General features: G+C 38.6%; 23 protein-coding genes. 4 read left to right on the top strand and 19 right to left on the bottom strand.

Annotated features, from left to right (window positions below):
- Window positions 1-11 precede the first annotated feature (11 nt).
- The 12 genes from ALW18_00425 to ALW18_00370 form a co-directional block, all read right to left on the bottom strand.
- Window positions 12-686, bottom strand: a complete 675-nt coding sequence (locus ALW18_00425; GenBank protein AOE51114.1) for a phosphoglyceromutase — start codon at window positions 684-686, stop codon at window positions 12-14.
- A gap of 10 nt (window positions 687-696) precedes the next feature.
- Window positions 697-1,335, bottom strand: coding sequence for a hypothetical protein (locus ALW18_00420; GenBank protein AOE51113.1), 639 nt, complete (start codon window positions 1,333-1,335; stop codon window positions 697-699).
- A 65-nt stretch (window positions 1,336-1,400) separates the two neighbouring features.
- On the bottom strand, window positions 1,401-2,072 hold the full coding sequence (locus ALW18_00415; protein AOE51112.1) for a hypothetical protein: 672 nt from the start codon (window positions 2,070-2,072) through the stop codon (window positions 1,401-1,403).
- 6 nt (window positions 2,073-2,078) lie between these two features.
- The gene (locus ALW18_00410; GenBank protein AOE51111.1) at window positions 2,079-2,672 is read right to left on the bottom strand and encodes a hypothetical protein; all 594 of its coding nucleotides are present in this window, start codon (window positions 2,670-2,672) and stop codon (window positions 2,079-2,081) included.
- A gap of 369 nt (window positions 2,673-3,041) precedes the next feature.
- On the bottom strand, window positions 3,042-3,413 hold the full coding sequence (locus ALW18_00405) for a preprotein translocase subunit SecA (GenBank protein ID AOE51110.1): 372 nt from the start codon (window positions 3,411-3,413) through the stop codon (window positions 3,042-3,044).
- A gap of 3 nt (window positions 3,414-3,416) precedes the next feature.
- Complete coding sequence (locus tag ALW18_00400) at window positions 3,417-4,001, bottom strand: chemotaxis protein CheB (GenBank protein ID AOE51109.1); 585 nt, start codon at window positions 3,999-4,001, stop codon at window positions 3,417-3,419.
- Window positions 3,983-4,792, bottom strand: a complete 810-nt coding sequence (locus tag ALW18_00395) for a chemotaxis protein CheR (GenBank protein AOE51108.1) — start codon at window positions 4,790-4,792, stop codon at window positions 3,983-3,985. Before ALW18_00395 ends, ALW18_00400 begins: the two co-directional genes overlap by 19 nt.
- Window positions 4,793-4,802: 10 nt before the next feature.
- Window positions 4,803-5,168 carry a histidine kinase gene (locus tag ALW18_00390; protein AOE51107.1) on the bottom strand — a complete coding sequence of 122 codons (366 nt, stop codon included), beginning with the start codon at window positions 5,166-5,168 and terminating at the stop codon, window positions 4,803-4,805.
- Between the two features lie 17 nt (window positions 5,169-5,185).
- Window positions 5,186-8,821 carry a histidine kinase gene (locus ALW18_00385; protein ID AOE51106.1) on the bottom strand — a complete coding sequence of 1,212 codons (3,636 nt, stop codon included), beginning with the start codon at window positions 8,819-8,821 and terminating at the stop codon, window positions 5,186-5,188.
- 18 nt (window positions 8,822-8,839) lie between these two features.
- Window positions 8,840-10,045, bottom strand: a complete 1,206-nt coding sequence (locus ALW18_00380) for a histidine kinase (protein AOE51105.1) — start codon at window positions 10,043-10,045, stop codon at window positions 8,840-8,842.
- Window positions 10,042-10,470: a hypothetical protein gene (locus ALW18_00375; GenBank protein ID AOE54258.1), complete on the bottom strand. Its 429-nt coding sequence runs from the start codon at window positions 10,468-10,470 to the stop codon at window positions 10,042-10,044. Before ALW18_00375 ends, ALW18_00380 begins: the two co-directional genes overlap by 4 nt.
- Window positions 10,471-10,628: 158 nt before the next feature.
- Window positions 10,629-12,605 carry a 9-O-acetylesterase gene (locus tag ALW18_00370; GenBank protein AOE51104.1) on the bottom strand — a complete coding sequence of 659 codons (1,977 nt, stop codon included), beginning with the start codon at window positions 12,603-12,605 and terminating at the stop codon, window positions 10,629-10,631.
- 144 nt (window positions 12,606-12,749) lie between these two features.
- Here ALW18_00370 and ALW18_00365 point away from each other — a divergent pair, with 144 nt between their 5' ends.
- Together ALW18_00365 and ALW18_00360 are read left to right on the top strand one after the other, a co-directional pair.
- Window positions 12,750-13,133: a hypothetical protein gene (locus ALW18_00365; protein ID AOE51103.1), complete on the top strand. Its 384-nt coding sequence runs from the start codon at window positions 12,750-12,752 to the stop codon at window positions 13,131-13,133.
- A 113-nt stretch (window positions 13,134-13,246) separates the two neighbouring features.
- Window positions 13,247-14,272, top strand: a complete 1,026-nt coding sequence (locus ALW18_00360) for a luciferase (GenBank protein AOE51102.1) — start codon at window positions 13,247-13,249, stop codon at window positions 14,270-14,272.
- A gap of 261 nt (window positions 14,273-14,533) precedes the next feature.
- Here the strand turns inward: ALW18_00360 and ALW18_00355 are convergent, their stop codons facing one another.
- The gene (locus ALW18_00355; protein AOE51101.1) at window positions 14,534-15,964 is read right to left on the bottom strand and encodes a GntR family transcriptional regulator; all 1,431 of its coding nucleotides are present in this window, start codon (window positions 15,962-15,964) and stop codon (window positions 14,534-14,536) included.
- Between the two features lie 101 nt (window positions 15,965-16,065).
- Between ALW18_00355 and ALW18_00350 the strand changes: the two genes are divergently transcribed.
- Entirely contained in the window at window positions 16,066-16,995 is a 930-nt protein-coding gene (locus ALW18_00350) for a hypothetical protein (GenBank protein ID AOE51100.1), read from the top strand.
- Window positions 16,996-17,063: 68 nt separating this feature from the next.
- Entirely contained in the window at window positions 17,064-17,375 is a 312-nt protein-coding gene (locus ALW18_00345; protein ID AOE51099.1) for a hypothetical protein, read from the top strand.
- Window positions 17,376-17,407: 32 nt separating this feature from the next.
- Here ALW18_00345 and ALW18_00340 read toward each other — a convergent pair whose 3' ends face one another.
- The 6 genes from ALW18_00340 to ALW18_00315 all read right to left on the bottom strand — a co-directional run bounded on the left by ALW18_00340 (window position 17,408) and on the right by ALW18_00315 (window position 23,777).
- Window positions 17,408-17,650 (bottom strand): hypothetical protein, encoded by a 243-nt coding sequence (locus ALW18_00340; protein ID AOE54257.1) that lies wholly within the window; start codon window positions 17,648-17,650, stop codon window positions 17,408-17,410.
- A 179-nt stretch (window positions 17,651-17,829) separates the two neighbouring features.
- Window positions 17,830-18,192: a hypothetical protein gene (locus ALW18_00335; GenBank protein AOE51098.1), complete on the bottom strand. Its 363-nt coding sequence runs from the start codon at window positions 18,190-18,192 to the stop codon at window positions 17,830-17,832.
- 154 nt (window positions 18,193-18,346) lie between these two features.
- On the bottom strand, window positions 18,347-19,195 hold the full coding sequence (locus tag ALW18_00330) for a short-chain dehydrogenase (GenBank protein AOE51097.1): 849 nt from the start codon (window positions 19,193-19,195) through the stop codon (window positions 18,347-18,349).
- Window positions 19,196-19,396: 201 nt separating this feature from the next.
- On the bottom strand, window positions 19,397-19,825 hold the full coding sequence (locus ALW18_00325; GenBank protein AOE51096.1) for a hypothetical protein: 429 nt from the start codon (window positions 19,823-19,825) through the stop codon (window positions 19,397-19,399).
- Between the two features lie 151 nt (window positions 19,826-19,976).
- Window positions 19,977-23,243: a peptidase S41 gene (locus ALW18_00320; protein ID AOE51095.1), complete on the bottom strand. Its 3,267-nt coding sequence runs from the start codon at window positions 23,241-23,243 to the stop codon at window positions 19,977-19,979.
- Between the two features lie 111 nt (window positions 23,244-23,354).
- A complete protein-coding gene (locus ALW18_00315; GenBank protein ID AOE51094.1) occupies window positions 23,355-23,777 on the bottom strand; it encodes a hypothetical protein in 423 nt (140 codons plus the stop codon).
- Window positions 23,778-23,894 lie beyond the last annotated feature (117 nt).

Below are 23,894 nucleotides of genomic sequence, written 5' to 3'. Positions count from 1 at the left end.
TAAGTCCATATCTAGATAATGGGCAACTCTTCTACGCTCATAACACCCTGTTGTATTGCATATATAACAAGCCCAGCTATGTTTTTTGCTCCGGTTTTTACAAACAGGTTATTCTTATGGCCTTCAGCTGTACGTTGCGTTATAAAAAGCACATCGCCAATTTCTTTGGCTGTTTTTTGCTGGCAAATAAGCTTTAGTACATCTTTTTCTCTTTCAGACAACAATTCTTCGTCCTGTAATACAGGTTTAGGAGCCTTAGCAGGAATTTGCTCCCTAAGTACCGCCATTTGATCTTCTTTAAAAAAGTAGCCCTGTTTATAGACCGTCCTGATAATATCTACTAGTTCTACCGGAGATATACCCTTTGGTAAAAACGCCGAAACACCTGTTTTAAGCATAAAACCCATAAACAGTTTCTGGTAATTAGAAGATATAACGATGACTTTTATATCGGGATAGATTTCCTTTAAGTTTTGCGTAACTTCAATGCCATCCATACCTGCCATCTTAAGATCCAGGAGGATAATATCGGGTAAGGTATCTGCCGAGGCAAGTGAAGCCAAAAGCTCCTCACCGCTGTTAGCTGTTAGTTGCACAGTCAGGTCTTCAATACTTTGAAGGTAACCCTGTAGGAGGCTTACAATAAGTGCGTCATCGTCTGTGATCGCAATAGTAATGTTATTCATAAGCAGGATTTTATATAGATGCAGCTATAATTGTTGCTGTCCCCCTTCCCTGTGCCGATTTTACTTTGTAATTCGCATTAAGGTATTGCACCCTGAGTTCCAGGTTACCAAGGCCAAGGCCCTTTTTAAGTGCTGCGGTATCAAACCCACGGCCGTTATCCTTAACAACAAGCGTAAACAATTTATCGGTATACCGAAGGTGTACGGTAACACTATCTGCTGCTGCATGTTTGTTTATATTTACCAAAAGCTCCTGCACTACCCTAAGTACTTGTATCTTAGATTGTGTCGGCAGGTCTTCCGTGTTTCGTATATCGCTTAAATATACAATATTTAATTTATGCTTCCACGGACTCACCAGGTCATCGACCAGTTCTTCTATTCGTGAAAACTCTAATAAAGGCGGTGTAAGATCATGTGATATGCGCCTCGCTTCGGCAATACTCTCTTCAAGCATGCTGTCAATATCGGCTGATGTAGCCCCGATCTGGCTTTTCATCTTAACCACAACAAGTCTACCAATGAGGCTGTCATGCAGGTCGCTGGCAATACGCATACGTTCTTTTTCCTGTGCCTGTAGGTTAACTTCGAGTAATTTCTTTTGATGTTCTAATTGCAGGCGTGTTTCGCGCAGATTGGCCTCTGTCATGCGTTTGTAACCGGCATGCAGAATCCTAACCACAAAGAATAAAAGTGTGGCTATGAAAATAACAACTATCGCGATCCAGAAGGCAATAACTTGCGGGTCCTGCCATTTTTCCATATAGAATGGGTTAAATAAGAATAGAATAAAAGAGTTAAAATATTTGTGCCAAACCAAAAATAAAATTTCAATCCGGTTGATTCATTTATTAAAAAATTTATAGGAAGAAAAAATATCATATTTAAAAAGAAATAAACTAATACAACTGTATTAAACTGAAAATTATCCCATTTAGATTCTTTAAAAATATAAATTTTTTCATGGAAATAAGCTAATGTCAAAGTAACGACTACAAAGTTGTCTGCTACTTTAGCGTAAGATTGAAACTGACTGGTTTCGATACCTATCAAAATTATGATTTCCCACAATATGTATAATGAGGCAATAAAGCACAGGCCTTTTACTAACCTGTGCGATGCCTCAAAAAGAAATTTGTAATAGAATACAGTGATAATTATTACCTCTATTACACTATATATCGGTAGTAATATTAGATTGGAACCAAACTGACCATAAATTCGAGCACCAACATCTATACAAAGCATAATTAACAAATAATAGAAAATCCATTTGTACATTGAAGCGATAAACTTATAAAAACATAGATTTACCAAAATTCCTATAATTAATATTATAGGTAATGCATAGTCAAAATTTAATAAAATGGTATCAATTATACTCATACGAAACTAGACCGATAACAGATAAAATGACTGTACATCTGCAGTTGAGCTAAAGGGTGGTATAGGTCTGCTGAAATCGTCATAAACCAATTGCGTATTAATCTTATTTGTTACAATCATATCTGCGTTAAAATCAAGTTCTGCTTTAGGTGTTTTTTTAAGTCCTAGAGTAATAACTACACTCGCTGCTTCAAAGTCTTCAGTTGCTATTTCAAAAGCCTGGAAAACGCCGTCTACAGTATTTACTTTTTGCTGTATCCACGCAACGTGATGCTCTTCCCAGGCAAGTATTCTTGCATTCGCTTCGGTTGGTGTTATATTGTGGCCTCCGGATAATCCATTCTCTGCAGGACAAACAATTGTATACTTGTCAATTTCTTCCGCATACTGTTCATTATCATATTCAGCCGGAATAACAAAGAACAATAGTTGCCCGTCAAACAAACCAGGATATACATGTAGATATGATGATGCATCAGCGTAAGGAGGAACATCATACGAAAAGCTGTTACCCTGTTGAAATTTTTTATTCAATACCTTAGCATTTTCACGGGTAGACGTCCAACTTGCAATGCTCTGCTTAATTTCTTCTGTAGTCATAAAAAATATTAATTTGTTAATAATCAGTTGTGAGGTTTTTTTAATACAATATTAACAAATGTAACTTTTTTCACCTTAAAAAAACAAGTCTTTCAGAGAATTTAACGTAATCCCTGTATTAAGATTTTATTAGTGTTTACAGGTGGTTTAAACATAAATTTTTAACATGGTACCTAATAAATAAAAGGGGCTTCTCTGCGCCTTTTAATACTATTTTTAAATCTTATAATCTGAATAGATGAAAATCTGATCGTGGAAGCCAGCTGGAAATACCATCGATAATTTCATATCTTTTCATAATTATTAGATATTAATTGGTTTATAGTAAAATTACGTAAGAAAAAGATTAAAACACATATGAAATAATTATCAATAAGTCCCGTCTATATAATACCAGGAATCATCCTCTTTAGCAAACACAGACTTCTCATAATGTACCTGGGCTCTGAGCGTATTGTCAAGGTAATAGGCTTTAAACTCAACAATAGTATCATTAGCAAATAAAATTTCCAGTTTTAGCCACTGGTTACTTTTTGCCCAGTCGAGCATTGCCGCTTTGCTGTGGTATTTTCGCTCTTTAGGATGTGTGGTGTTCCAAAGATAATCAGCATTATGAACAGCATAAGCCGAATACCTCGAACGCATTAATGCCTCGGCAGTAGGTGCTTTTTCAATTCCTGAAATGTAAAGTTCACAACATGCCGAAAAAGGCATTCCTGAACCACAATAACACTGAATCATTTTTTATGAATTAATAGAAGTGATAAACTGAAGTATACCCTCAACATCCAGCACGTAAGCAGGATTGGTAGCTTCTAGGGCATTTTTAGGCATAAAGGGCATCTGGGCACTTTCGGGTTCCTGAACAACAGTAACACCACCCGCATTTTTTATAGCAAGAAGACCTTCAGTACCATCAGAATTTGCTCCCGAAAGGAGTATAGCCACAAGCGATTCTCCATATACTTCGGCTGCCGATTCAAAAGAAACATCGATGCTTGGCCTGCTGTAATTTATTTTTTCGGAAGTATCTAAGGAAAGATTATCATTGGTTTCAAAAAGTAAATGATAGTCCGATGGCGCAACATAGATATAACCAGCCTTTAAAGGGGTTTTATCTTCTACCTCCACCACAGGTATTTTACTTTTAATAGCAATTAGCTCTTCAAGAGTAGCGTCTTCACCGCTTTTACGGTGTAATACCATAACTAGAGCAAAAGTTGGTATTTGGGTAAGCTGGGGCAGTATTTGTATCAGTACTTCGAGGCTACCGGCGGATCCGCCGATAATAAGCACTTTACATCCCCGTATCATTCCATCTTTTTCCATAATTTCTCCTTATTGATCTGATTGTATCTCTTACCTAATGAAGAAAATTTAAGTGTTTCTTTTGTTCCTAATGCCAGGTAACCCAGCTTTGCAAGACTTTGATCGAATAATACAAAAGCCCTGTCCTGAAGTTCTTTATCAAAATAGATCAGCACATTACGGCAAAGTATAATGTCGAACTCGTTAAATGAACCATCTGAAACAAGATTGTGTTCTGAAAACACCATTTTAGCTGACAGGTCACTACTAAATTTTGCAAAACCGTAATTGGCTGTATAGTATTGCGAGAAATCTTTTTTACCGCCTGATACCATGTAGTTTTCAGAATACTGTTTCATCATCTGCAAAGGAAAAATACCCTTTTTAGCGGTATCTAGTACCAAAGGATTGATGTCGGTAGCATACAACAAAGATTTTTGAAGCAAATTGGCTTCCTGCAGCAGTATTGCCATAGAATAGACTTCCTCGCCCGAAGAACACCCTGCGTGCCATATCCTTATAAATGGTTTTGTAGCCAGCACCGGAATAATTTCTTCACGCAGCAGTTTGTAAAACAACGGGTCGCGGAACATTTCGGTAACATTTACCGTAATCTCCTCTACCATGCGTTTAAAGTAACCCGGTTCTGTTCTAACTTTATATAGTAAATCGCCAAACTTATCAAAGCCGTCAAGCTGCAACAGCCTGTCTATACGTCTTTTTAAAGAAGCCCGCGAATATCCTCCAAAATCAAAACCGTGGTATTCAAACACTTCATTTATCAACAGTTCAAGTTCACGGTCATTTATCATCTCTCCCTCTCTAAATAGTACTAAGTATTTCTAACAATTTATCTACATCAATCGGTTTAGATATGTAGTCATCGGCACCCGCCCTAAGGCATTTTTCACGGTCTCCTATCATGGCCTGAGCGGTAACTGCTATAATTGGCAGCCCCTGCCTGTGCGCAATACCCTTTATAATAGGTATAGCTTCATAACCATCCATATCAGGCATCATCATATCCATTAATACGGCGTCTATATCTTCGTCAGACTTTAATAATTGTATCGCTTCCGGTGCGCCTGAGCACGACTGGCAGTCAAATGATTTTGACCTTAGCGTAGCCGTAAGTGCAAAGATATTACGGGGATCATCGTCTACAATTAAAATTTTCTTTTTCTCCATCTCTAAATCGTTAACTATTATAGTTGATCGTAAAGCCAAACTCGTAAAAGCGAAAGTAACTGATCTATATCTACCGGTTTGGTAATATAATCAGAAGCACCAGCGTTAATGCATTTTTCCCTGTCTCCTGTCATGGCTTTCGCCGTAACGGCAATAACAGGCAGTTTTTTGTATTTGCTATTTTCACGTATGCGTGTTGCCGTTTCATAACCATCCATGTTAGGCATCATCATATCCAGCAATACTACATCAACCCCAGGGTTTTCTTCTAATGCTTTTAGAGCCTCTTTACCATCTATAGCGGTAATAACATTCATTTTAAGTACTTCCAGCGACTTGGTAAGCGAATAGATATTACGAACATCGTCATCTACTACAAGTACCGTTTTACCGCTAAGCACATTGTTAAGCAGCGTTAATTTTTTATAACTATCCTTTTTACTGCTTGCGCCTTTTTTATTTTCTTCCACAAGGTGAAGGAAAAGCGAAACTTCGTCCAGCATACGCTGATACGAATGCGCCGTTTTTACAATTATAGAGTCGGCATATTTCTTGATCTTAAGCTCTTCATTCATCGAAAGGCTCTTACCTGTAAACACAATTACAGGAAGATTTTCAAGACCCGGATTCTTTTTAACCCTGTCAAGAATATCATACGCCTGCTGATCCGGTATTCCCATATCAAGGATTACACAGTCTACAGTTTCCTTTTGAAGCGCATCTACCCCATCGGTAACATCGCTCTTAATTTCAGAATTGATGTTATACGTTTCAAGGAAATAAGCAAGTGCCTTAGCGTGCTTAGGGTTATCTTCAATGATAAGAACCTTTTGCGATTCTTTATTTACAATATGTTCAATACGCCTGAATATTTCAGGTATCTGCTCAAATGCTACAGGTTTATCAAGGAAGTTTACAGCTCCTTTAAGCAAACTTTCCTGTTTCATTTTGTGCGATGACATCATGTGTACTGGTATATGCTTGGTCTGCCAGTTCGCTTTAAGCTCCTCTATAACTTCCCAACCACTCTTAATAGGTAACTGAATATCAAGCAACACACCCACAGGTTTATACATAATAGCCAGGTTAAGCGCATGGTCACCACGTACAGATACGACACCTTTGTAACCGCGCTGACGTGTAAACTCTAACAATGATTTGGCAAAGTTTACGTCATCTTCTACAATTAGCATTACCTTATCGTTTTCACTGATAGTATTCCTGTCATCAGGAACATCATCAGGAATAGTTGCACTAAGGTATTTGCTGTTTTTTTCTTCTTCGGCAGAAACTTCTGTTTCATCTTCAGCTAAAGGAGCCGCAACCAATGCGGTTGAAGCCGTTAAAGCAGAAAAAGTAGTATTGGCAATAGGTCTTCTTGTAACTTCAATTCTTTCAGGCTGCATGTTAGCGGAACCAATAATAGGTATAGTAAGTGTAAACTCACTACCTATATTTTGCTCACTTACAAGCGTAATATCGCCTTTTAGCAACTTAGCCAGTTCACGGCTAATAGATAATCCTAAACCTGTACCGCCATATTTACGTTTCGTTGAACCATCTGCCTGTTGGAATGCCTCAAAAATAAGCGGTTGCTTCTCTCTCGGTATCCCAATACCACTATCTTTAACCGTAAAGTTTACTAACTTCTCGTTTAGTTTGTGTTTTTTAATTTCAAGGGTAACAGAACCTTCCGATGTAAATTTGATAGCGTTTGATATTAAGTTCTTTAATATCTGCTCCAGTCTCATTTTATCGGTTTTAAGCACTATCGGTGCGTCATCCGCTATAACCTTAAATTCTATATTTTTCTGTTTTGCCACTTCGCTGAAAAGGGCTTTAAGAACATCGGTAATTTCTTTTGTAGAAATATCTATGAACTCAAGTTCCATCTTACCGGCCTCAATTTTAGAAAGGTCAAGTATTTCATCAATAAGGCCAAGAAGCCCATTTCCTGAACTTTGGATAACTTTCGCGAACTCTATCTGCTCATCGTTCATATTATCGTCTGTGTTCTCAGAAAGCAGCCTGCTCAATAGTAATATCGAGTTAAGCGGCGTTCTAAGCTCATGCGACATATTTGCAAGAAACTCCGACTTATAACGTGTGCTAAGCTCAAGGTCTTCCGATTTCTTCTGGATCTCAACGTTTCTTTCTTCCAATAAAACACTGCGTTCTGCAAGCTCTTCGTTAGTCTGTTGCAGTTCTTCCTGCTGTACCCTTAATTCCTCTTCAGAAGCCTGAAGCTTTTGCGTTTGTGCTTCCAGTTCAGCGTTGATGTTTTCCATCTCACTGTGCTGTACCCTTAATTCTTCCGACTGCGATTCGGTTTCTTCAAGAAGCTCCTGTAAACGCTTCCTGTTCTGGGCAGCAGAAATTGCTATACCAACATTATCAGATGCTTCTGTTAAGAATGCAATATGTTTCTTAGAATATTCTTTAACCGATGCCAATTCTATAACTCCGGTTACTTTATCATCTATCAACGGAACAGCAATTATGTGCGCCGGTTTAGCTTCACCCAAAGCATACGATATAGTTATGTCACCAGAGGCAACACCTTTTATCTCCATTGCTTTACGTGATAAAACTGCCTGTCCGCTAAGTCCGTCTCCTACTTTAATACGTTTACGTGCACTATCAGAAACATAGCTGTAACCCGAAGAGGCTATAAGTTCATCGCCTTCTAATATATATAATACCGCAGCACTGCTGTTGGTATATTCAGCAAGGTGTTCAATAACATCTTTAGTAAGCTCATAAATTCCTTTCTCACCTATCATTACATCATTAAGCTTGGCAATACCCGATTGCAGCCATTCATTATCTGATAACGTCTTAAAAGATTTATTAAGCTCAACCGCCATGTTATTAAGTGATACTGCTACTGTGCCCAAAGCATCGCTTTGGCTGTCATTAACTCTTATCTCGTAATTACCTGATGATATCTCTGTAGCTATTTCACTTATCGCTATAATCCTTTCAGCCGTTTCCCTTTCGCTTTCTTCAAGCTTCAATTGCAGTTTAAGGCGCTCATTGTAATCCCTCAATATTCTGGCAAAGAATATTATTGTGATAAGTAATGCTACCAATGCAGCAGCTATAATAAGTATAGAGCTATATAAACCGTATTTTTCTGACGATGAGTTACGCTCGGTAAGCAGCCTTTGCTCTTCATTTTCCATACGCTTAAGCAATACGCGTATTTGCTCCATCAGTTCCCTGCCGTTATCCAGCTGGTCGGGAGTAACAGTACCATTTTTTATTTTATTGGCTACTTTATCTTCAAGGTAGTCATAAAACGAAGCTACTAATGGTTTCAATTCCTTTACAGATTCCTGTTGCTTTGCATTATCTACAGTAAGCTGATCAAGCCTATCAATGTATACGTTAGTATCATCTTCAGCATTTTCGTAGCGTTTCAGGAAATCCTGTTTGCCAGTAACTAAAAAACCACGCATACTGCCCTGCGCATCTACCATTACCGATTTCGATTCGTTAAGATTGTAAATAACTTCCTGGGTATGCTTTACCCAATCGTTACTATCAAGCAGGCTCCTTATACTAAAAAATGATGCTGCAGAACTAATAAGGAGTATCGTTATGGATACCCCCGAGCTTACAAATAAGTTTCTTCTAAAATTACCGTCCATAGTAAGTAAAAATTCGTTTTATAGTGGCAATACCATAATAAAGCTTGCACCACTGCCCGGGCTGCTTTTTGCGGTAATTATTCCGTTGTGTTTTTCTATTATCTTATTGGCTATTGCCAGTCCAATCCCCGTTCCTTCGTAAGCATTACGATCGTTCAGGCTCTGGAAAATCTTAAATATCTTATCGAGATAAACCTCATTAAAGCCAATTCCGTTATCGGTTACTGTTATTCTGCAATAATTGCCGTTCTCAGACAGCTCACTGTCAAAGCTTTTGTCTGCTATAGTTTCTGCGGTCACAGTAATAACCGGATCGACATCCTGGCGGGTAAATTTAAGCGAATTACTCAAAAGATTCTGAAATAATTGCCTCAATTGACTTGGTACGCCAGTAAGTATTGGAAGTTTTGTTTTATGTATCGCTGCTTTTTTCTCTTCAATACGGTAATCAAAGTCGGCAATAACCTCGTCTAAAATAAGGTTAAGGTCTGTACTTTCAGCCACCACTCCCGATGAAAGTCGCGAGTAATCAAGCAGATCTGTAATAAGGTTAGACATTCGTTCTGCCGATCTCACTGTTCTAAAAACATAATCACGGGCAATATCATCATCCTTTAGGTAACGCTCCTTAATTATTTTTATAAACGTTTCAATTTTACGCAGCGGTTCTTTCAAATCGTGAGAAACCACCCACGCAAACTGTTGCAATTCGTGGTTACTAAATTCAAGCTCGCTATTTTTAGACTGAAGTTCCTGTGTTCTTTCGGCAACCTTATTTTCAAGGTTTTCCTGTGCTTCTTTACGTATCTCTACTTCTTTAGACAACAGGTCGCGTATGTTTTTAAGCTCAAGGTTTTGCTCATACAACTTAAGGAAAGTCTTCACTTTAAGTATAAGTAAATCCGGGTCTACAGGTTTGGTGATATAATCAACCCCTCCACTTTCATAACCTTTAGAAATGAACTTTTTCTCTTTGTTTACCGCCGATAAAAATATAACCGGAATATCCTTGGTACGATTACTGCCAGCTAATATCTCGGCTACTTCAAAGCCATCCATACCGGGCATCTGCACGTCGAGAATAATAAGGGAATACTCTACTTTAAGGATTTTTTTCAATGCTTCTTCACCAGAGTCGGCAGAATCTACCTCTAATCCGTGAAGTTCAAGTGTTTTTTGTAAGGCTAATATATTGGCCCTTATATCGTCTACAATTAGTATCATAATATAATGGACATTTGTGTGTCGCTTTCGGAAAAAGCGAAATTTAATATTTGTATAATTTTTGTAGACAGTTCAGAGAAATCTGAAGGTTTTTTCATAAACGCTACCGCACCACTGTTAAGACATTCCTGCTGGCATTCTTTACTGCATGAAGTAGAATACATAATTACAGGTATTGTCTGTAATTTATCAGATTGCTTTATTGCTTTAAGGCAATCAATGCCATTCATTTTTGGCATATTTACATCAATAACCATAACATCAGGTAGTTGATTGGCAATACTAAGCTGTTCTAAAGCATCTATGCCATTACATGCGCTGCTATAACGCACAGCGACGTCTGCTATTGCCAGGGCTTCCTGAAATAACAGTTGGTCATCCTGGTCGTCGTCAACTAATAGGATTGATTGGATTTTCTTATTCACAAACCAAAAGTAGCGAAACATGCGTTAAAGAAATGTTAATATAAGTTATGATTAAACACGGTTTGTCTTACAACATTATACGGCGCAACGTAAACGAACATCAATGATAATGCTTATTTACAGTTGCTTTGTGTCCTACAAATTTTTTTTTAAATCTTTTATTTTTTACCAAAGGTAGATTCCTGCCAGTCATCTGTTCTAAATGACGAAGCCGGAAGACCTGCCCCATTTACTAAATTTCCTTCGGGATTATCTGCCCAGTTGTAACGCACCGCAACAGGCTTTTTAACCTTTGACGATGTTACAATTATAGTATTTCCCTGAATTTTAGCATTTGCCCAGTGAAAAATTTTATCTGCTCCTGCTATTGCAAACCCTTTTAGTGTAGCGTTTTCAGCCGCTTTCATCCCTGTAGTATGATCAAAAGACACAACAGCACTACTTCCTTTAACAACAAAAGATTTATATAAGGGTCCTGAGTATTCCGTTTTCTCTCCATATACTTTTGCCAAAGCGATACTTGCCAGCCTGTACCCTACATCCTGCTTATTTTTTGGATGAATATCTAACGGATCTCCAATATCTGTAGTAACAGCCATACCGGTGTTAGGTATCTTTAACGCCTGTAACTGAGCTTCACGAAGTTCTGCCCATGCCGATGGAACGGGCTCTGCCGATGCTTTCATAAAATTTGCCAGCTGCACGTAGAAAAATGGCAAGTCTTTATTATTGAATTTTTCTCTCCAGTCGGCAATAAGCAAAGGAAACAACGTCTGATACTGGTGCGCCCTGTCGGCATTACTTTCACCCTGATACCAGATAACACCTGCAATAGGTAATTTTATAAGTGGATGAATCATTGCATTATAAAGCGATGATGGCCTGTTTTGCCCCGCAGGCAGAAACGGCATAGCATCAAGCTCTTTGTAGTTAACCCCTACCGCGTACTTCCAGTCACCTGCAAGTTCTAATGTTTCTGTTCCTGCTTTTAAGGCAATATCCGTATCTTTTCCGTAAATACCGCCACCACCTGTAGCATCGGTAACCCGTATAGCAATTACATTTCCTTTTTCTTTCCACAAAGATGCAGGAATCTTATAATTACGTTTCACATTATAGCCCGAAGTTGCGCCAATTCGGCTACCATTTACCCAAAGCACATCGTCATCGTCAGCAAAAAATTCAAAAGTAATTTCTTTACCTATCATGCTTTTAGGAAGGTCTACTTCTTTACGAAACCACACAACACCGTCAACGGCGTTAAGCGCATCATATTCCCAATATTGGGGTAGCCTCATTGTTTTCCAGCTGTCGTCGTTAAAATCTTTAGTATCCCACTTTCCGGTAGTGCCTCTATCAGCCTTTTCCGCAGTGGCAGCCCACACCTTCATATCGGCATCGTACTTTTTCTGCATTGCATCTTTATCAAAATCAGATTCTAACGCTTTAAGGCCTGCATCAAAATCATGAATTTTACGAAGCGATCCGCTGCTTGTCCATGCTTCTATCAAAGTACCGCCCCAAGAGCTATGCAACAAGCCGATAGGTATGTGTTTCTTATCGTATATTTTTTTAGCAAAGAAGTATGCTGTAGAAGAGAAGTCTGCAATTGTAGCAGGACTGCAAACCTGCCATCCGCCGTGCTGAACCTTAAGATCATTTAAAGGTTTGGCGCTATCCACATGCTCTGCCTGAAGCAGGCGTATTTGCGAATAATTGGCATTATTAATTTCCTGTTGAAAATTGTTTATTTTACCCCAGCCATCAAGCGGCATTTCCATATTACTTTGGCCGGAGCATAGCCATACTTCGCCAATGAGAATATTTTTAAGCTCTACATTGTCTCCGTCATTAATAGAAATAGTATACGGCCCGCCATAAGCAGGTGTCTTTAAATTTACCGTCCAATTACCATTGGTGTCTGCTTTTACCGTGTAACTTTTTTTATCCCACGATGAGATAACTTTTATACTGGTGTTAGCCGCAGCCTGACCCCAAAAAGGAACGGTTGCTTTTTGCTGCAACACCATATTGTCTGTAAAAAATGAAGGTAGTTTTACCTTTGCCTCAGCAGTTAATATACTGCATACCGATAAGGCAACGGCTAAGAAAATGTTTCCTGAAAAAGATTTCATTATAAATAGTTTGTTTGTTGGGAAATTAGGATTGAAGCGAAAAAAACACTTCAATAAAAACTAACCCGAAAAATACGTAATATTTGGTACCTACACTTTAATAACAGGAAAAACTTTTCATTATATTAGTACTAATTTTACGATATGAATAAAATTAGAAATACCCCTGGAAATAATAGGCTAAGGAACTTTGTATTTATCTTTCTCGGTGTAGTGTTGGTATTTCAGATTCGAATGTTTTACAAGTCGAGGAAAGAATATCATTCGGCCTACAATTTTGTTGTATCAGATATTGAAGTGTCCAGACAAAGTAAAGTAACATTTTTTGACAATAAAAATAACGAGGTTTATTTTTGGAATTATTCTCCTGGTAAAAGTGATAATTATCAGGCGGGAGATTCTGTGGCCAAAGCCTCCTGTTCTAAAGACTTATATATTTACAGAAAAGACAATGCCGGAAAATATCAGGTATATTCAAAAGAAAAACCGAAATTTAATTATCCTGTTAGCTGGCTAGGTTGCAATTAATATACCATCTAAAAGGTAATTTAATAAATGTGCAATTCTTTTTACATGACCTATAGACTGCTTATTTACAAGTAATGTTTTTGTAAATTCGTAGTAAATAACCAAAGATCATTATGGAAATTGGAATAGACAGTTTTGCTGCCGCACCTGTAACAGCAAACCCGGGCACACCTGCCCAAAACGCAAAAGCACTAAACGACTTACTGGAACGTATTGAAACTGCCGATAGAGCCGGCCTTGATATTTTTGGCATTGGCGAACATCATCGTAAAGAATTTTTAGATTCGGCAAATGAGATAATCCTTGCAGCTGCGGCTGCACGTACGAAACGTATTAAGCTTACTAGTGCTGTAACGGTACTGAGTGCTGCCGATCCGGTTAGGGTTTTCCAGAGTTTTGCTACGCTGGACCTTATATCTCAGGGAAGAGCAGAAATTGTAGTTGGCCGTGGTTCTTTTACCGAAGCTTTTCCTCTTTTTGGCTTTAACCTTCATGATTACAGGGAACTCTTTATTGAAAAGTTGGAACTGTTACTTAAAATTCGCGATAACGAAACCATAAACTGGGAGGGTAAATTCAGGCCTGCGTTGCACGACCAGCCTATATATCCCCGTCCGCTACAAAATGAATTGCCAATATGGCTTGGAGTTGGTGGTACCAGAGAATCGTTTGTTCGTGCCGGAGTTCTGGGGCTACCACTTATGATAGCAATTATTGGCGGCGAAACACGTCACTTCAGCCAGATGGTAGAACTATATAGGGAAGCCGGAGAAAAGGCAGGGCATTCACCCGATAAGCTAAAAGTTGGCGTTCACTCATTAGGTTATGTTGCCGAGACGACCGAAAAAGCGGTTGAAGCTTTCTTTCCGGGCTATGCCGAAACCTTTACCCGCATAGGCAAAGAGCGCGGATGGCCGGCAGTTACGCGTCCACATTTCGATTCACAAAACGGACCAACCGGTGCACTTCTTGTTGGCGGCCCCGAAGAAATTGCAGAAAAATTACTAAGGCACAGTGAAGTTCTGGGAGGTGTTTCTCGATTTACATTTCAAATGGATAACGCCGGGCTTTCTCATGAGCAGCTAACCAATGCAATTGAACTGATAGGAAGTAAAGTTATGCCATTAGTAAACGGATAACCAAATATGACATACTAAAAAGCCTTGCTTTCCGATCTGTAAAAATCTGAAAGCAGGGATTTTTTTTTAGTGTAAAATTCAAACAGTTTTGATTTGGTCGAACATTTTAAAAAACAAACAAGAAATCATCATTTTTCGTCATTTTTTTAAAACCAAATTGTGCAACATTGTTTTTCACTTAATTGATTTTCAAGCAAATGACCCCTCTTAATTTTACGCAGCAAAACCGCGTTTTGAGAACAGAAAGTGCAATATTAACACCTAAAAAAGTCCTTTTGCCAAGCTGCCTATTTTACGTAAACCCTGCTCTACTTCTTCTGTCCAGTGAAGGCCGTAACTCAGTCGTAAACAGTTGTTATATTGCTGCTGAAGGGTAAACATACGTCCCGGCGCAATACTGATATTATGTTTTACTGCCTGTTCGTAGAGCCTGAAAGTATCTATATCTTTGTTTAGTTCCAGCCAAAGCATAAACCCTCCGTTAGGGCGCGATACTTTAGTATCTTCAGGAAAGCTCTCGCCAATCGTCCTAAGATAGTTTAGCGAATTACCATGAAGTGTATTCCTAAGCTTTCTAAGATGGTTTTCATAACGCCCGTTTTCGAGGAAACTACCAATAGCTTCCTGTGTTAGAGTAGTTGACGATATATTATGAAACTGCTTTGTTTTCAAAACTTTGTCTTTATATTTTCCGGGAGCAACCCACCCTACTCTGTAACCCGGAGCAAGGGTTTTAGAGAACGATCCGCACCACAATACATTGCCGCTTTTATCATACGTCTTAAGCGATTTTGGCCTATGCGCACCAAAATAGATATCGCCATACAGGTCATCTTCTATTAACGGAACATTATAATGCTCCATAAGTTCAACAACCTTTTTTTTATGCTCGTCGGGCATGCAGCTACCCAACGGATTACTGAAGTTACTTACTAACAGGCATAGTTGTATTGTATTGTTTTTCAGTTCTTTTTCAAGTGCTTCAATCTCAATCCCAGTGATAGCATTCGTTGGCAATTCCAAAACATTTAACCCTAAACTATTAGCTAACTGAAGGATACCAAAATAAACCGGACTCTCAACAGCTATTGTATCGCCTTTAGAAACTAATGATATCAGGCAATTCGCCAGCGCGTTCATACATCCTGCCGAAGTTATAATATCGGTTTCTTTTAAATTACCATCCCACATATAAGAGTGACGGGCAATCTGGCGGCGCAGTTTAAGGTTACCTTCCACAGGTTCATAATTGGTACCGCTACTGTCCATATCACGTACAGCATGCATAAAAGCTTTGTTTAGCTTAGCTACAGGAAGTAACTCAGTTGCCGGAACTCCCAAAGAAAATTGCAGCTTATCTTTTCTGCCAATTTCAGAATATACCCGGGAAATAATACTCTCTGTCTCTTCAGGTCCAGCCGGATTATTGGGTGTACTGGTCTCTACCAGATTGGGAAGCAGCCTGCTACAGTAGGTTACATAGTAACCGGACTGCGGCCTTGCTTCTACAAGTCCTTTGCTTTCTAAAACATAATATGATTGTAATACCGTACTGATACTTATACCGTTTTCCTGGCTTATTATCCGTACTGACGGCAGCTTTTCACCAGTCTTTAGTACGCCACCAAGTATTTTCTGTTCTATATTGGCTGCAATCCTATTGTAAATATATTCTGTTTTTAGCTTTTCCATAACCTGTTTAAACTGTACTGGTCAAAAATACTAAAATTGTATCTGTATTGGTTCAAAAAAATCATTGAAATTTGGCTTTTCAATTATCACAGTAAAAACAAATGGAAACTAAGACCAAAGCTATCATTGCCCTTATAATTGTATGCATCTTTTGGGGAACCACGTACTTGGCATTGCGCATTGGTGTTAAAGACTTCCCTCCCTTTCTGTTCTCTGGTATCCGCCAGGTTAGTGCAGGGCTGTTACTCCTGGTGATTATGTATTTTGCTAAAATGCTGGAGAAAGTCACATTTAAAGACATAGCCAAACAGGCGCTTCCGGGTATTCTGCTAATAACTTTAGGTAATGGCATTATAGGCTGGGCAGAACTGTATATACCTAGCGGGCTCGCAGCCTTAATAGTTTCTGTAATGCCAATTTATATAGTTATCATGAATATTATATCGGGTAAGGAGAAGAAAAAATTCAACCTGAAAATAATTGGTGGGTTTGCATTAGGCTGCATTGGTATTATCCTGATATTTAAAGATAACCTTGCCGATCTTGCAAAACCCGAATACTTTTGGGGTGTTGTAGCGTCATTCGGTGCCTGTGTATTCTGGGCGCTGGGAAGTATTTATATGAAACATACAAGCTTTACAACAAGTCCGTACACTAATGCTTCGATACAGTTTATAAGTGGTGGTATCGGTTTGTTCCTGTTCTCATTAATGTTCGACGATTATGCGCAGCTTTCTGCCATAACTGCCGATAGCCTTTGGGCATTATTATATCTTACAATCGTAGGCTCACTACTATCTTATTTAAGTTACTTATACGCTATACAGCACCTGCCAATAGTAATGGTATCTACTTATGCCTATGTAAATCCTATAATTGCTATTTTACTGGGTGTACTAATACTTAGCGAAAGAATTACCTGGATTACGGTTCTGGCATTGGCTACAACGCTCTACGGGGTATACCTAATTAATTCGGGATACAGGAGCGCGGTAGACAAAGTAATAAAGAAAAAAATAGTAGCTAACTGATTTTCTTGTCCTGGTTCAATGTTTTTACTATTTGGATGCTTCAATTTTGTATTGTAAATTCGTGAAGTATGAAAAAGATAAACATTCTATATACAGGCAGGCACCCCGAAATACTGGAAACAGTAGTACGCCTCATAAACAATAACGACAATTGGGCAGGCTACGGCGCAGGCAGCGACGAAGAAACTATTGAACTTTTCAGGAAAACAGACTTTGATATCGTGCTATTAGGCTGCGGTATATCTAAAGAAAGTGAAGCGTTACTACGCCAGTTCTTTGCCGAGCACAACCCGGAATGCAAAATAGTACAGCATTATGGCGGCGGCAGCGGACTGCTAACCAGCGAAATATTAATGGCATTAAACATTGCCGTTTCATAAAAAAGGGCAGCTAATTTAGCTGCCCTTACCATTTAATTTTGTTTGTAAAATAGATATCCGCCGTGGTGTAATACGCCGTCTTTAAAGTCGCCATCGGCAGTAAAACCGGTATCATCCTTATAATCAATATGATCATCGGTTATTGTATAACTCCCTTGGTAAGCACTTTGCTTATTACCCCTTGCTTCATCATAACGCCCGTTAGATAATAATTCGTGGCGAATATAACCATCTTTGGTTACCCACATTCCTGTGTAGTCTTGTTCTGATTCCATTGTAATTGATTGATTAGTTTTAGGTTCTATTAAGGCACTAACAGATAAAAGTCCTGCCATTGCCAGTGTTGCCATGATGGATAATATCAATCCACTTAGCATCATATAAACTGCTTTCATACGTTTTTTGATTATGATTAATAATTGATGGTTTAGAAATATAGATAATCTTATAAAGCTTAGTTAAGGCTTATACTATTTGTTATCAAAGGCTTTAGCCATTCTGCCTTAAACGGCATAGAAAGTGGCACTATACTAAATGGCCTTGCAAGCCAAAGCTTGCATTGAGCAGCAAATTCTAATACATGTATCTGGTTAAGATGCCTTTCCAAAGCACGCTCTCCAGACCAGGTTTGCAATACATAATAATCTAGATGGTTATTGTCTGAGCGGAACACCTCATATCGTATAAAACCTTCCTCGTTTCTAGTGATGTCAGCCAGATAATTAAGTGCATATTGAAGCTCTGTCGAAGACTGACTGTCTCTTGCTGTAAAATTTACAAGTAAAGTTTTTGCAGTAATAAGCGTTGAATTTTCCATAAAAAATACTTTATTATTCCTTATATTTCTGAAACAAAGTTACTTCACGATTACAAAGTTGTTATTGCAAGATTCACAGCATTGTTTATACTATTCAAACATTTTAAAGAAAAATAAAGAACGGCTCCTTATTTTGGAGCCGTTCGTGAGTGTATTAGTTATCAAAATTTGTGGCTGCGGCTATATGCCTTAACGCCTCAAGTTCTTTTTGTACCGACTGCATTTTTACCTCAGCCAGGTGATAAGCATCTGGCCCAAGGAATAACTGAACCGGCGGCTGTGCCATAGAAGCAACTTCAATTAGCACGGCTGCTGCCTTATCGGGGTCGCCGGGTTGATTATTGTTAATGTCGTTTTCATGAGCCAATTGCGAGTCCCTAACCGATTTATAGTCTTCAATAGCATTTTTAGGTGTTGCCAAAGAACTGCCTTCTAAAAAGTTAGTCCTAAAGTAACCGGGAGAAACTACTGTAGCATGGATGCCAAATGGCGCAACCTCAGCAGCAAGCGATTCTGTAAAGCCATGGACTGCAAATTTAGTAGCGCAGTAAATTCCAAAGCCGGGGAAATCACCTGTAAATCCACCAATTGATGCTATATTGAAAATATGCCCTGATTGCTGTTTTCTTAATTGTGGTAATGCATGACGTATAACGTTAAGCGATCCGAATACATTAACATCAAAATTCTGCCTGCTTTCTGCATCGGTAAGTTCTTCTAATGCACCTAACAATCCATAACCTGCATTGTTTACTACAACATCCAGACTACCGAAATGGTTTATGGTTTTATCAACCGCATCAGCAACGCTTTCTTCATTTAGAATATCTACTGCAAGCGGTAAAAAATTAATATGGCTTCCTACAGCACTCTCCAGGTCAGAAAGACTCCTTGAAGTAGCTGTTACGTTATGGCCTTCGTTTAATAATCGTTTAACAAGTGACAGGCCTAGTCCTTTTGATGCACCTGTTACAAACCATACTTTTTGATTTGAATTTTTCATTTCTTATTCTATTAAATTAATTGTTATTATTTGATAACACAAAGATATAGAGGCTTTAAAGTCAACTTATTGCGGCATACAAAGCAATAATTGCTCAAATCAAACAATCAATTAAAATGAGTGTAAAAACAAACAGATTTAAATTATAAAACAAAAAAACCGCTTATTAAGCGGCTGATATTCTATCCAATAAAATTATGGCTATACAGGTATCGCACAAATCTGCTCTTTAAAAGCATTTACATCGAAGTTAGAATTAGCTTTTAATATCCTGCCATCTTCAAGGTAGTATATATCACAAAAAGCGATCTCCACAGGATAACCTTCGGTAATAATATCTTCATCAATAAAAGCCAGCATACCTTTAAACGTTGCCCTTTCTACTCCCTGTACTATTACATAATTATGATACGCCATAAGATTTTGTATTTCGAAAGTAACATCGGGAAAAAGACTGAACCTTTTCTCCCACGAGGCCGCCGCCGATGTTATTCCCAAATTTGTAATATTAAAAGGAATATCAAACCATTCGCTTCTGGCATCGCTAACAGTATTAAGGTATTCAAAGTTCCTTTCGTTAACAGCAATATACAATCCCTGTATAACAGCAGCATTTTTTTCGTTTCTCATAGTCCTTAGATTGGTTTGACGGTTAATTATCAGTATACAAAATTACTATGAAACAATAGCCTCTTATTGTAAAAAACAAAGCATTGCTTACAAAATTCAAACAAAAGCAAAACAGCCGCTATTAGGCGGCTGTTCATTACATGTAAATTATTTATTTCTTAAGAAGTTCATCTACTGCTTTTCGCAACTGTTGGTCTTCTCCACTATTAGTTTTACCCGGCTCATTCTTAACTTTTACATCCGGTTCCAACTGAAAGTTTTCCATTAGCTTCCCTTCTTTTACGGTACGCATACCTATTTGCGGAATACCAAAAATAGTTTTGCCATCGATCATTTTTTCCCACCATACAGCAGTACCCGTTCCCGGTACCGGCATACCTATTAGTTTGCCAATATCAAGTGCTTTGTAGGTATAAGGGAACATATGCGCATCAGAGTAATTACCCTCGCTTATAAGCACTGCCGAAGGCTTCTGCCATTTAAACAATGGTTCAGATCCCATCTTCTGCCCTCTCGGTTCAAAGCTCATATATGGCTTACCACTTAAGAATGTCGCAAGATCATCATGCAGCCATCCCCCACCGTTAAATCGTGTATCTACTATTAGTGCTTCACGGTCGTTGTACTTACCTAATGCTTTTTCAAACACCTGACGGAAACTCTGCGAATCCATTCCTGTAACGTGGACATAGCCTAAACGTCCACCCGACATTTTCTCAACATCTTTTTCCCTGTTCTTAACCCAACGCTCATAAGCAAGTCGGTTTTCTTTCGTAAGCGTTATAGGTTCAATAACTTCATTCCAGCGTTTACCAGCTTTAGGATCGAATACCGAGATTAGTGTCTTTTTATCGGCTCTCCTGTTCAGCAACGCATAATAGTTTTGTTCGGATGTTATCTCAACATCTTCAATAGCTTCGATAATATATCCTGCTTTTATTTTCTGCTTTGCCTTAAGCAGCGGACTCTTATCCATAACCTCAGCAATTCTTATACCATCGCCATCATATGTATTGTCAATATAAATACCTAAAGAAGCAGTAGCATCATTTGTCTTGTTGGGTTCCGGACGATAACGGCCTCCTGTATGCGACGCATTCGCTTCACCAAGCATTTCACCAAGCAGGTCGGCAAAATCTATAGAGTTATTAATGTATGGCAGAAACTTAGCATATTCCTTTTTGTAGAAATCCCAATCGGTGCCATGAATATCTTCAAGATAGAATTTCTTTTTAAACTGCCTCCAGGCGTGCTCAAACATATAGTTACGTTCGGCAGTTTCGTTCAGGTTCATTTCGCTGGAGAAATTAACCGTTTCTTTCTTAGCGTCCTTCAGCGTAATCTTTAGCAATTTTCCCGTTTTATCAATAAGGAAAAGATTCTCTTCTTTTTTATCCAGTGCAATTTTTGAATCTTCGCTGTTAAGGCTAACAAAAAGCTTAGTCTCTTTTTCCCTGAATTTGGTACGCCACAGGTTGGTGCCTTCTTCAAAACGGGTAAGGTAATAAATGTTTTCGGCATCTTTATCAACCACAAAGTCAGACAACCTTGATGAATGTATAGTAAGTTTCTCTTTACGATCCTGAAGACCTTCAAAGTCTATTTTTAGAATTTTGACAGGCTCAGCTTTCTCATCGTCTTTCTTGTCCTTTTTGTCGCTATTCTTCTCTTTTTTATCCGATTGTTTATCTTTATCGTCTTTTTTAGCGTCTTCCTGTTCTTTCCACAAAGCATATTCGGCCTTACTAAGCTGGAATTTTTTGTGCGCAGCCTCGGTTAAGAATATTGCATACACATCACTTTCAGATCCCCAGCTACCGTGCGAACGATACCCTTCTTTATCCGATGCCCAATAAACCATTTCGCCATCCATCCCGAATTTTGGCTGTTGATTATTATACCCACTTTCGCTAAGGTTTATAGGAAGTTCGCCATCATTAACATTCAAAAGCCCAATATCAGTATTCCAACGTTCATAACCGAAGTAAGGCACCAAAAGCCATTTACTATCGGGAGACCATGTGTAATACTGGTCGCCATCACTATACGAATAATTATATTTTCCGGCCAAAACTGTTCTTACATCACCGGAAGCCCTGTTTAATATCCTTACAGTAGTACGCTCTTCAAGAAAAGCGATCTCTTTGCCGTCCGGCGAATATTGTGCCTGGAATGACTCTTTACCCGAACTTACAACTGCAGTTTCTTTTAGCTGTGAAGCATCAAAAAAGTATTTCTCGTCTTTGTTTACAAGAATCGTTTCATAAATATTCCAGCATCCGCCACGCTCTCCCGAATAGAGTAATTTTCTTCCGTCAGGGCTAAACTGCACATCACGCTCCTGATCTGGCGTATTGCTAATTCGTTTGGTCTGGCCAAATTCTACCGATGTTACAAATACTTCTCCGTGTACTACAAATGCTACCTCTTTACCGTTTGGCGATACCGAAAATTCGCTGGCATCCTCACGTATTGGCTGCATTACTTTTTCGTTATACCTTTCGTCACTTTGCAATGTTATAGCAACCTTCTGAGGCTGGCCACCATCAGTCTGAGTATATATTTCTCCATCCCAGGTATAGCAAAGCACACCATTATTAGATCGGCTTAAAAAACGAACAGGGTGTTTTGTAAAGTTGGTTACCTGCTGTGCATTGCTTTCTTTGTTATTTGCTAGGTTCGCTTTCCATACATTGAAAGTGCCATTTCTTTCGCTTAGAAAGAAATATGATCCATTGTAGCCAAATACAGGATTGCGCTCTTCAACGGTACTATCAGTTACAGGATAATATTGTTTATCTTTAGTATTGTATAACCAAAGGTCTCGGGTTACCGATGATGTATGGTGTTTTCTCCACGGATCTTCGTATCCTTTTTTGTCATGAAAAAACAGCCATGTACCGTCCGGGCTATAGGTAGCCATTTCAGCCGGTGTAGATATAATTCTCTTTTCCTGTCCTCCAGCTATATTTATTTCATATAGTTCAGATAATACAGCCGTTGGAAATACCGACGAAGCCACATCATCAAGACGTGATGACGAGAAGATGACCTTATCACCCGATGGTGAAAAATCCGTTGGAATATCATCTGTCGAATGGTAGGTAAGCCTTTTGGCAACACCTCCGACAGAAGGTATAACAAACACATCTTTATTGCCGTAACGCATAGACGAAAATGCTAGTTGCTTCCCGTCGTTACTCCAAACGGGATCGGCATCATATGACTCATGGATAGTTAGGCGTACTGCGTCGCCTCCACTTATTGGTACTTTAAAAATATCTCCCTGATAGGAAAAAGCTATCTGGGAACCGTCTGGAGAAATAGCCGAATTACGAAGCCATTTCGGTGCCGAGTTGGGTTGGGCATACACACTGCTTACAGCAAGCAGAACGATATAAAACAGGTTTTTACGCATACAAAAGGGTATTGATGATTTTCACAAATATATAACCTTTTGTAAACAGCTCTAAAGAAATACCCCCTTTTAAGGTTTAAGAGTAATACATTTACGACAAAAAACTACTCGCTATATGCTTTGAGTTGCCTTATCGTCCGCAAAATGTTTAATGCCAAAATGAAGAAGCTGTAACGCAAAATTTGCCAACAGATAATCTTTATATATATATGTGGTAGTAATAAGGTTTGTAATCTTATCGAACAATGATGAAATATCGCACTGCTGTAAAGTACCTAATGTAAAAGGGCCATACCCTTTCTGATAAAAAAGCGGATATTTTTTTATATTGTCTTTTACCTGTTTTGGCAACTGATCTTCCTGTATAGAAAACACCAGGCCGTTATCAAGTCCGTTTGGCATTTGTGCAGAAGACGAATCCAGTAATAAAAATGAGGTTGTGTTACCCGAACTGAAAAGGCAGAATGTATACCAGCCTTTCTTATGAATTTCAGGCTGAGGAAGTTGGTAGATATGGTAGTGAAGGTTATACATAATATACAACCTCTACTGTATACGCTTTAGCGTTATCTCTTTTAGCTTTCGGATTTTTCATACTTCATTGATTTAGAATACAACCAACATACACTACAAAGGTATAGCTATACAAAC

The sequence above is a fragment of the Flavobacterium psychrophilum genome (assembly GCA_001708385.1).
GTDB lineage: Bacteria > Bacteroidota > Bacteroidia > Flavobacteriales > Flavobacteriaceae > Flavobacterium > Flavobacterium psychrophilum_A.
The sequence above is the reverse complement of the archived record's forward strand: the minus strand, read 5'-3'. Positions and strand labels throughout refer to the sequence as shown.

Excerpts from the sequence above, each read along its gene's own strand:
- ALW18_00425 (AOE51114.1), bottom strand. The coding sequence starts at position 686 with ATGAATAACATTACTATTGCGATCACAGACGATGACGCACTTATTGTA.
- ALW18_00420 (AOE51113.1), bottom strand. The coding sequence starts at position 1,335 with ATGACAGAGGCCAATCTGCGCGAAACACGCCTGCAATTAGAACATCAA.
- ALW18_00415 (AOE51112.1), bottom strand. The coding sequence starts at position 2,072 with ATGAGTATAATTGATACCATTTTATTAAATTTTGACTATGCATTACCT.
- ALW18_00410 (AOE51111.1), bottom strand. The coding sequence starts at position 2,672 with ATGACTACAGAAGAAATTAAGCAGAGCATTGCAAGTTGGACGTCTACC.
- ALW18_00405 (AOE51110.1), bottom strand. The coding sequence starts at position 3,413 with ATGATTCAGTGTTATTGTGGTTCAGGAATGCCTTTTTCGGCATGTTGT.
- ALW18_00400 (AOE51109.1), bottom strand. The coding sequence starts at position 4,001 with ATGGAAAAAGATGGAATGATACGGGGATGTAAAGTGCTTATTATCGGC.
- ALW18_00395 (AOE51108.1), bottom strand. The coding sequence starts at position 4,792 with ATGATAAATGACCGTGAACTTGAACTGTTGATAAATGAAGTGTTTGAA.
- ALW18_00390 (AOE51107.1), bottom strand. The coding sequence starts at position 5,168 with ATGGAGAAAAAGAAAATTTTAATTGTAGACGATGATCCCCGTAATATC.
- ALW18_00385 (AOE51106.1), bottom strand. The coding sequence starts at position 8,821 with ATGGACGGTAATTTTAGAAGAAACTTATTTGTAAGCTCGGGGGTATCC.
- ALW18_00380 (AOE51105.1), bottom strand. The coding sequence starts at position 10,045 with ATGATACTAATTGTAGACGATATAAGGGCCAATATATTAGCCTTACAA.
- ALW18_00370 (AOE51104.1), bottom strand. The coding sequence starts at position 12,605 with ATGAAATCTTTTTCAGGAAACATTTTCTTAGCCGTTGCCTTATCGGTA.
- ALW18_00365 (AOE51103.1), top strand. The coding sequence starts at position 12,750 with ATGAATAAAATTAGAAATACCCCTGGAAATAATAGGCTAAGGAACTTT.
- ALW18_00360 (AOE51102.1), top strand. The coding sequence starts at position 13,247 with ATGGAAATTGGAATAGACAGTTTTGCTGCCGCACCTGTAACAGCAAAC.
- ALW18_00355 (AOE51101.1), bottom strand. The coding sequence starts at position 15,964 with ATGGAAAAGCTAAAAACAGAATATATTTACAATAGGATTGCAGCCAAT.
- ALW18_00350 (AOE51100.1), top strand. The coding sequence starts at position 16,066 with ATGGAAACTAAGACCAAAGCTATCATTGCCCTTATAATTGTATGCATC.
- ALW18_00345 (AOE51099.1), top strand. The coding sequence starts at position 17,064 with ATGAAAAAGATAAACATTCTATATACAGGCAGGCACCCCGAAATACTG.
- ALW18_00340 (AOE54257.1), bottom strand. The coding sequence starts at position 17,650 with ATGGAATCAGAACAAGACTACACAGGAATGTGGGTAACCAAAGATGGT.
- ALW18_00335 (AOE51098.1), bottom strand. The coding sequence starts at position 18,192 with ATGGAAAATTCAACGCTTATTACTGCAAAAACTTTACTTGTAAATTTT.
- ALW18_00330 (AOE51097.1), bottom strand. The coding sequence starts at position 19,195 with ATGAAAAATTCAAATCAAAAAGTATGGTTTGTAACAGGTGCATCAAAA.
- ALW18_00325 (AOE51096.1), bottom strand. The coding sequence starts at position 19,825 with ATGAGAAACGAAAAAAATGCTGCTGTTATACAGGGATTGTATATTGCT.
- ALW18_00320 (AOE51095.1), bottom strand. The coding sequence starts at position 23,243 with ATGCGTAAAAACCTGTTTTATATCGTTCTGCTTGCTGTAAGCAGTGTG.
- ALW18_00315 (AOE51094.1), bottom strand. The coding sequence starts at position 23,777 with ATGTATAACCTTCACTACCATATCTACCAACTTCCTCAGCCTGAAATT.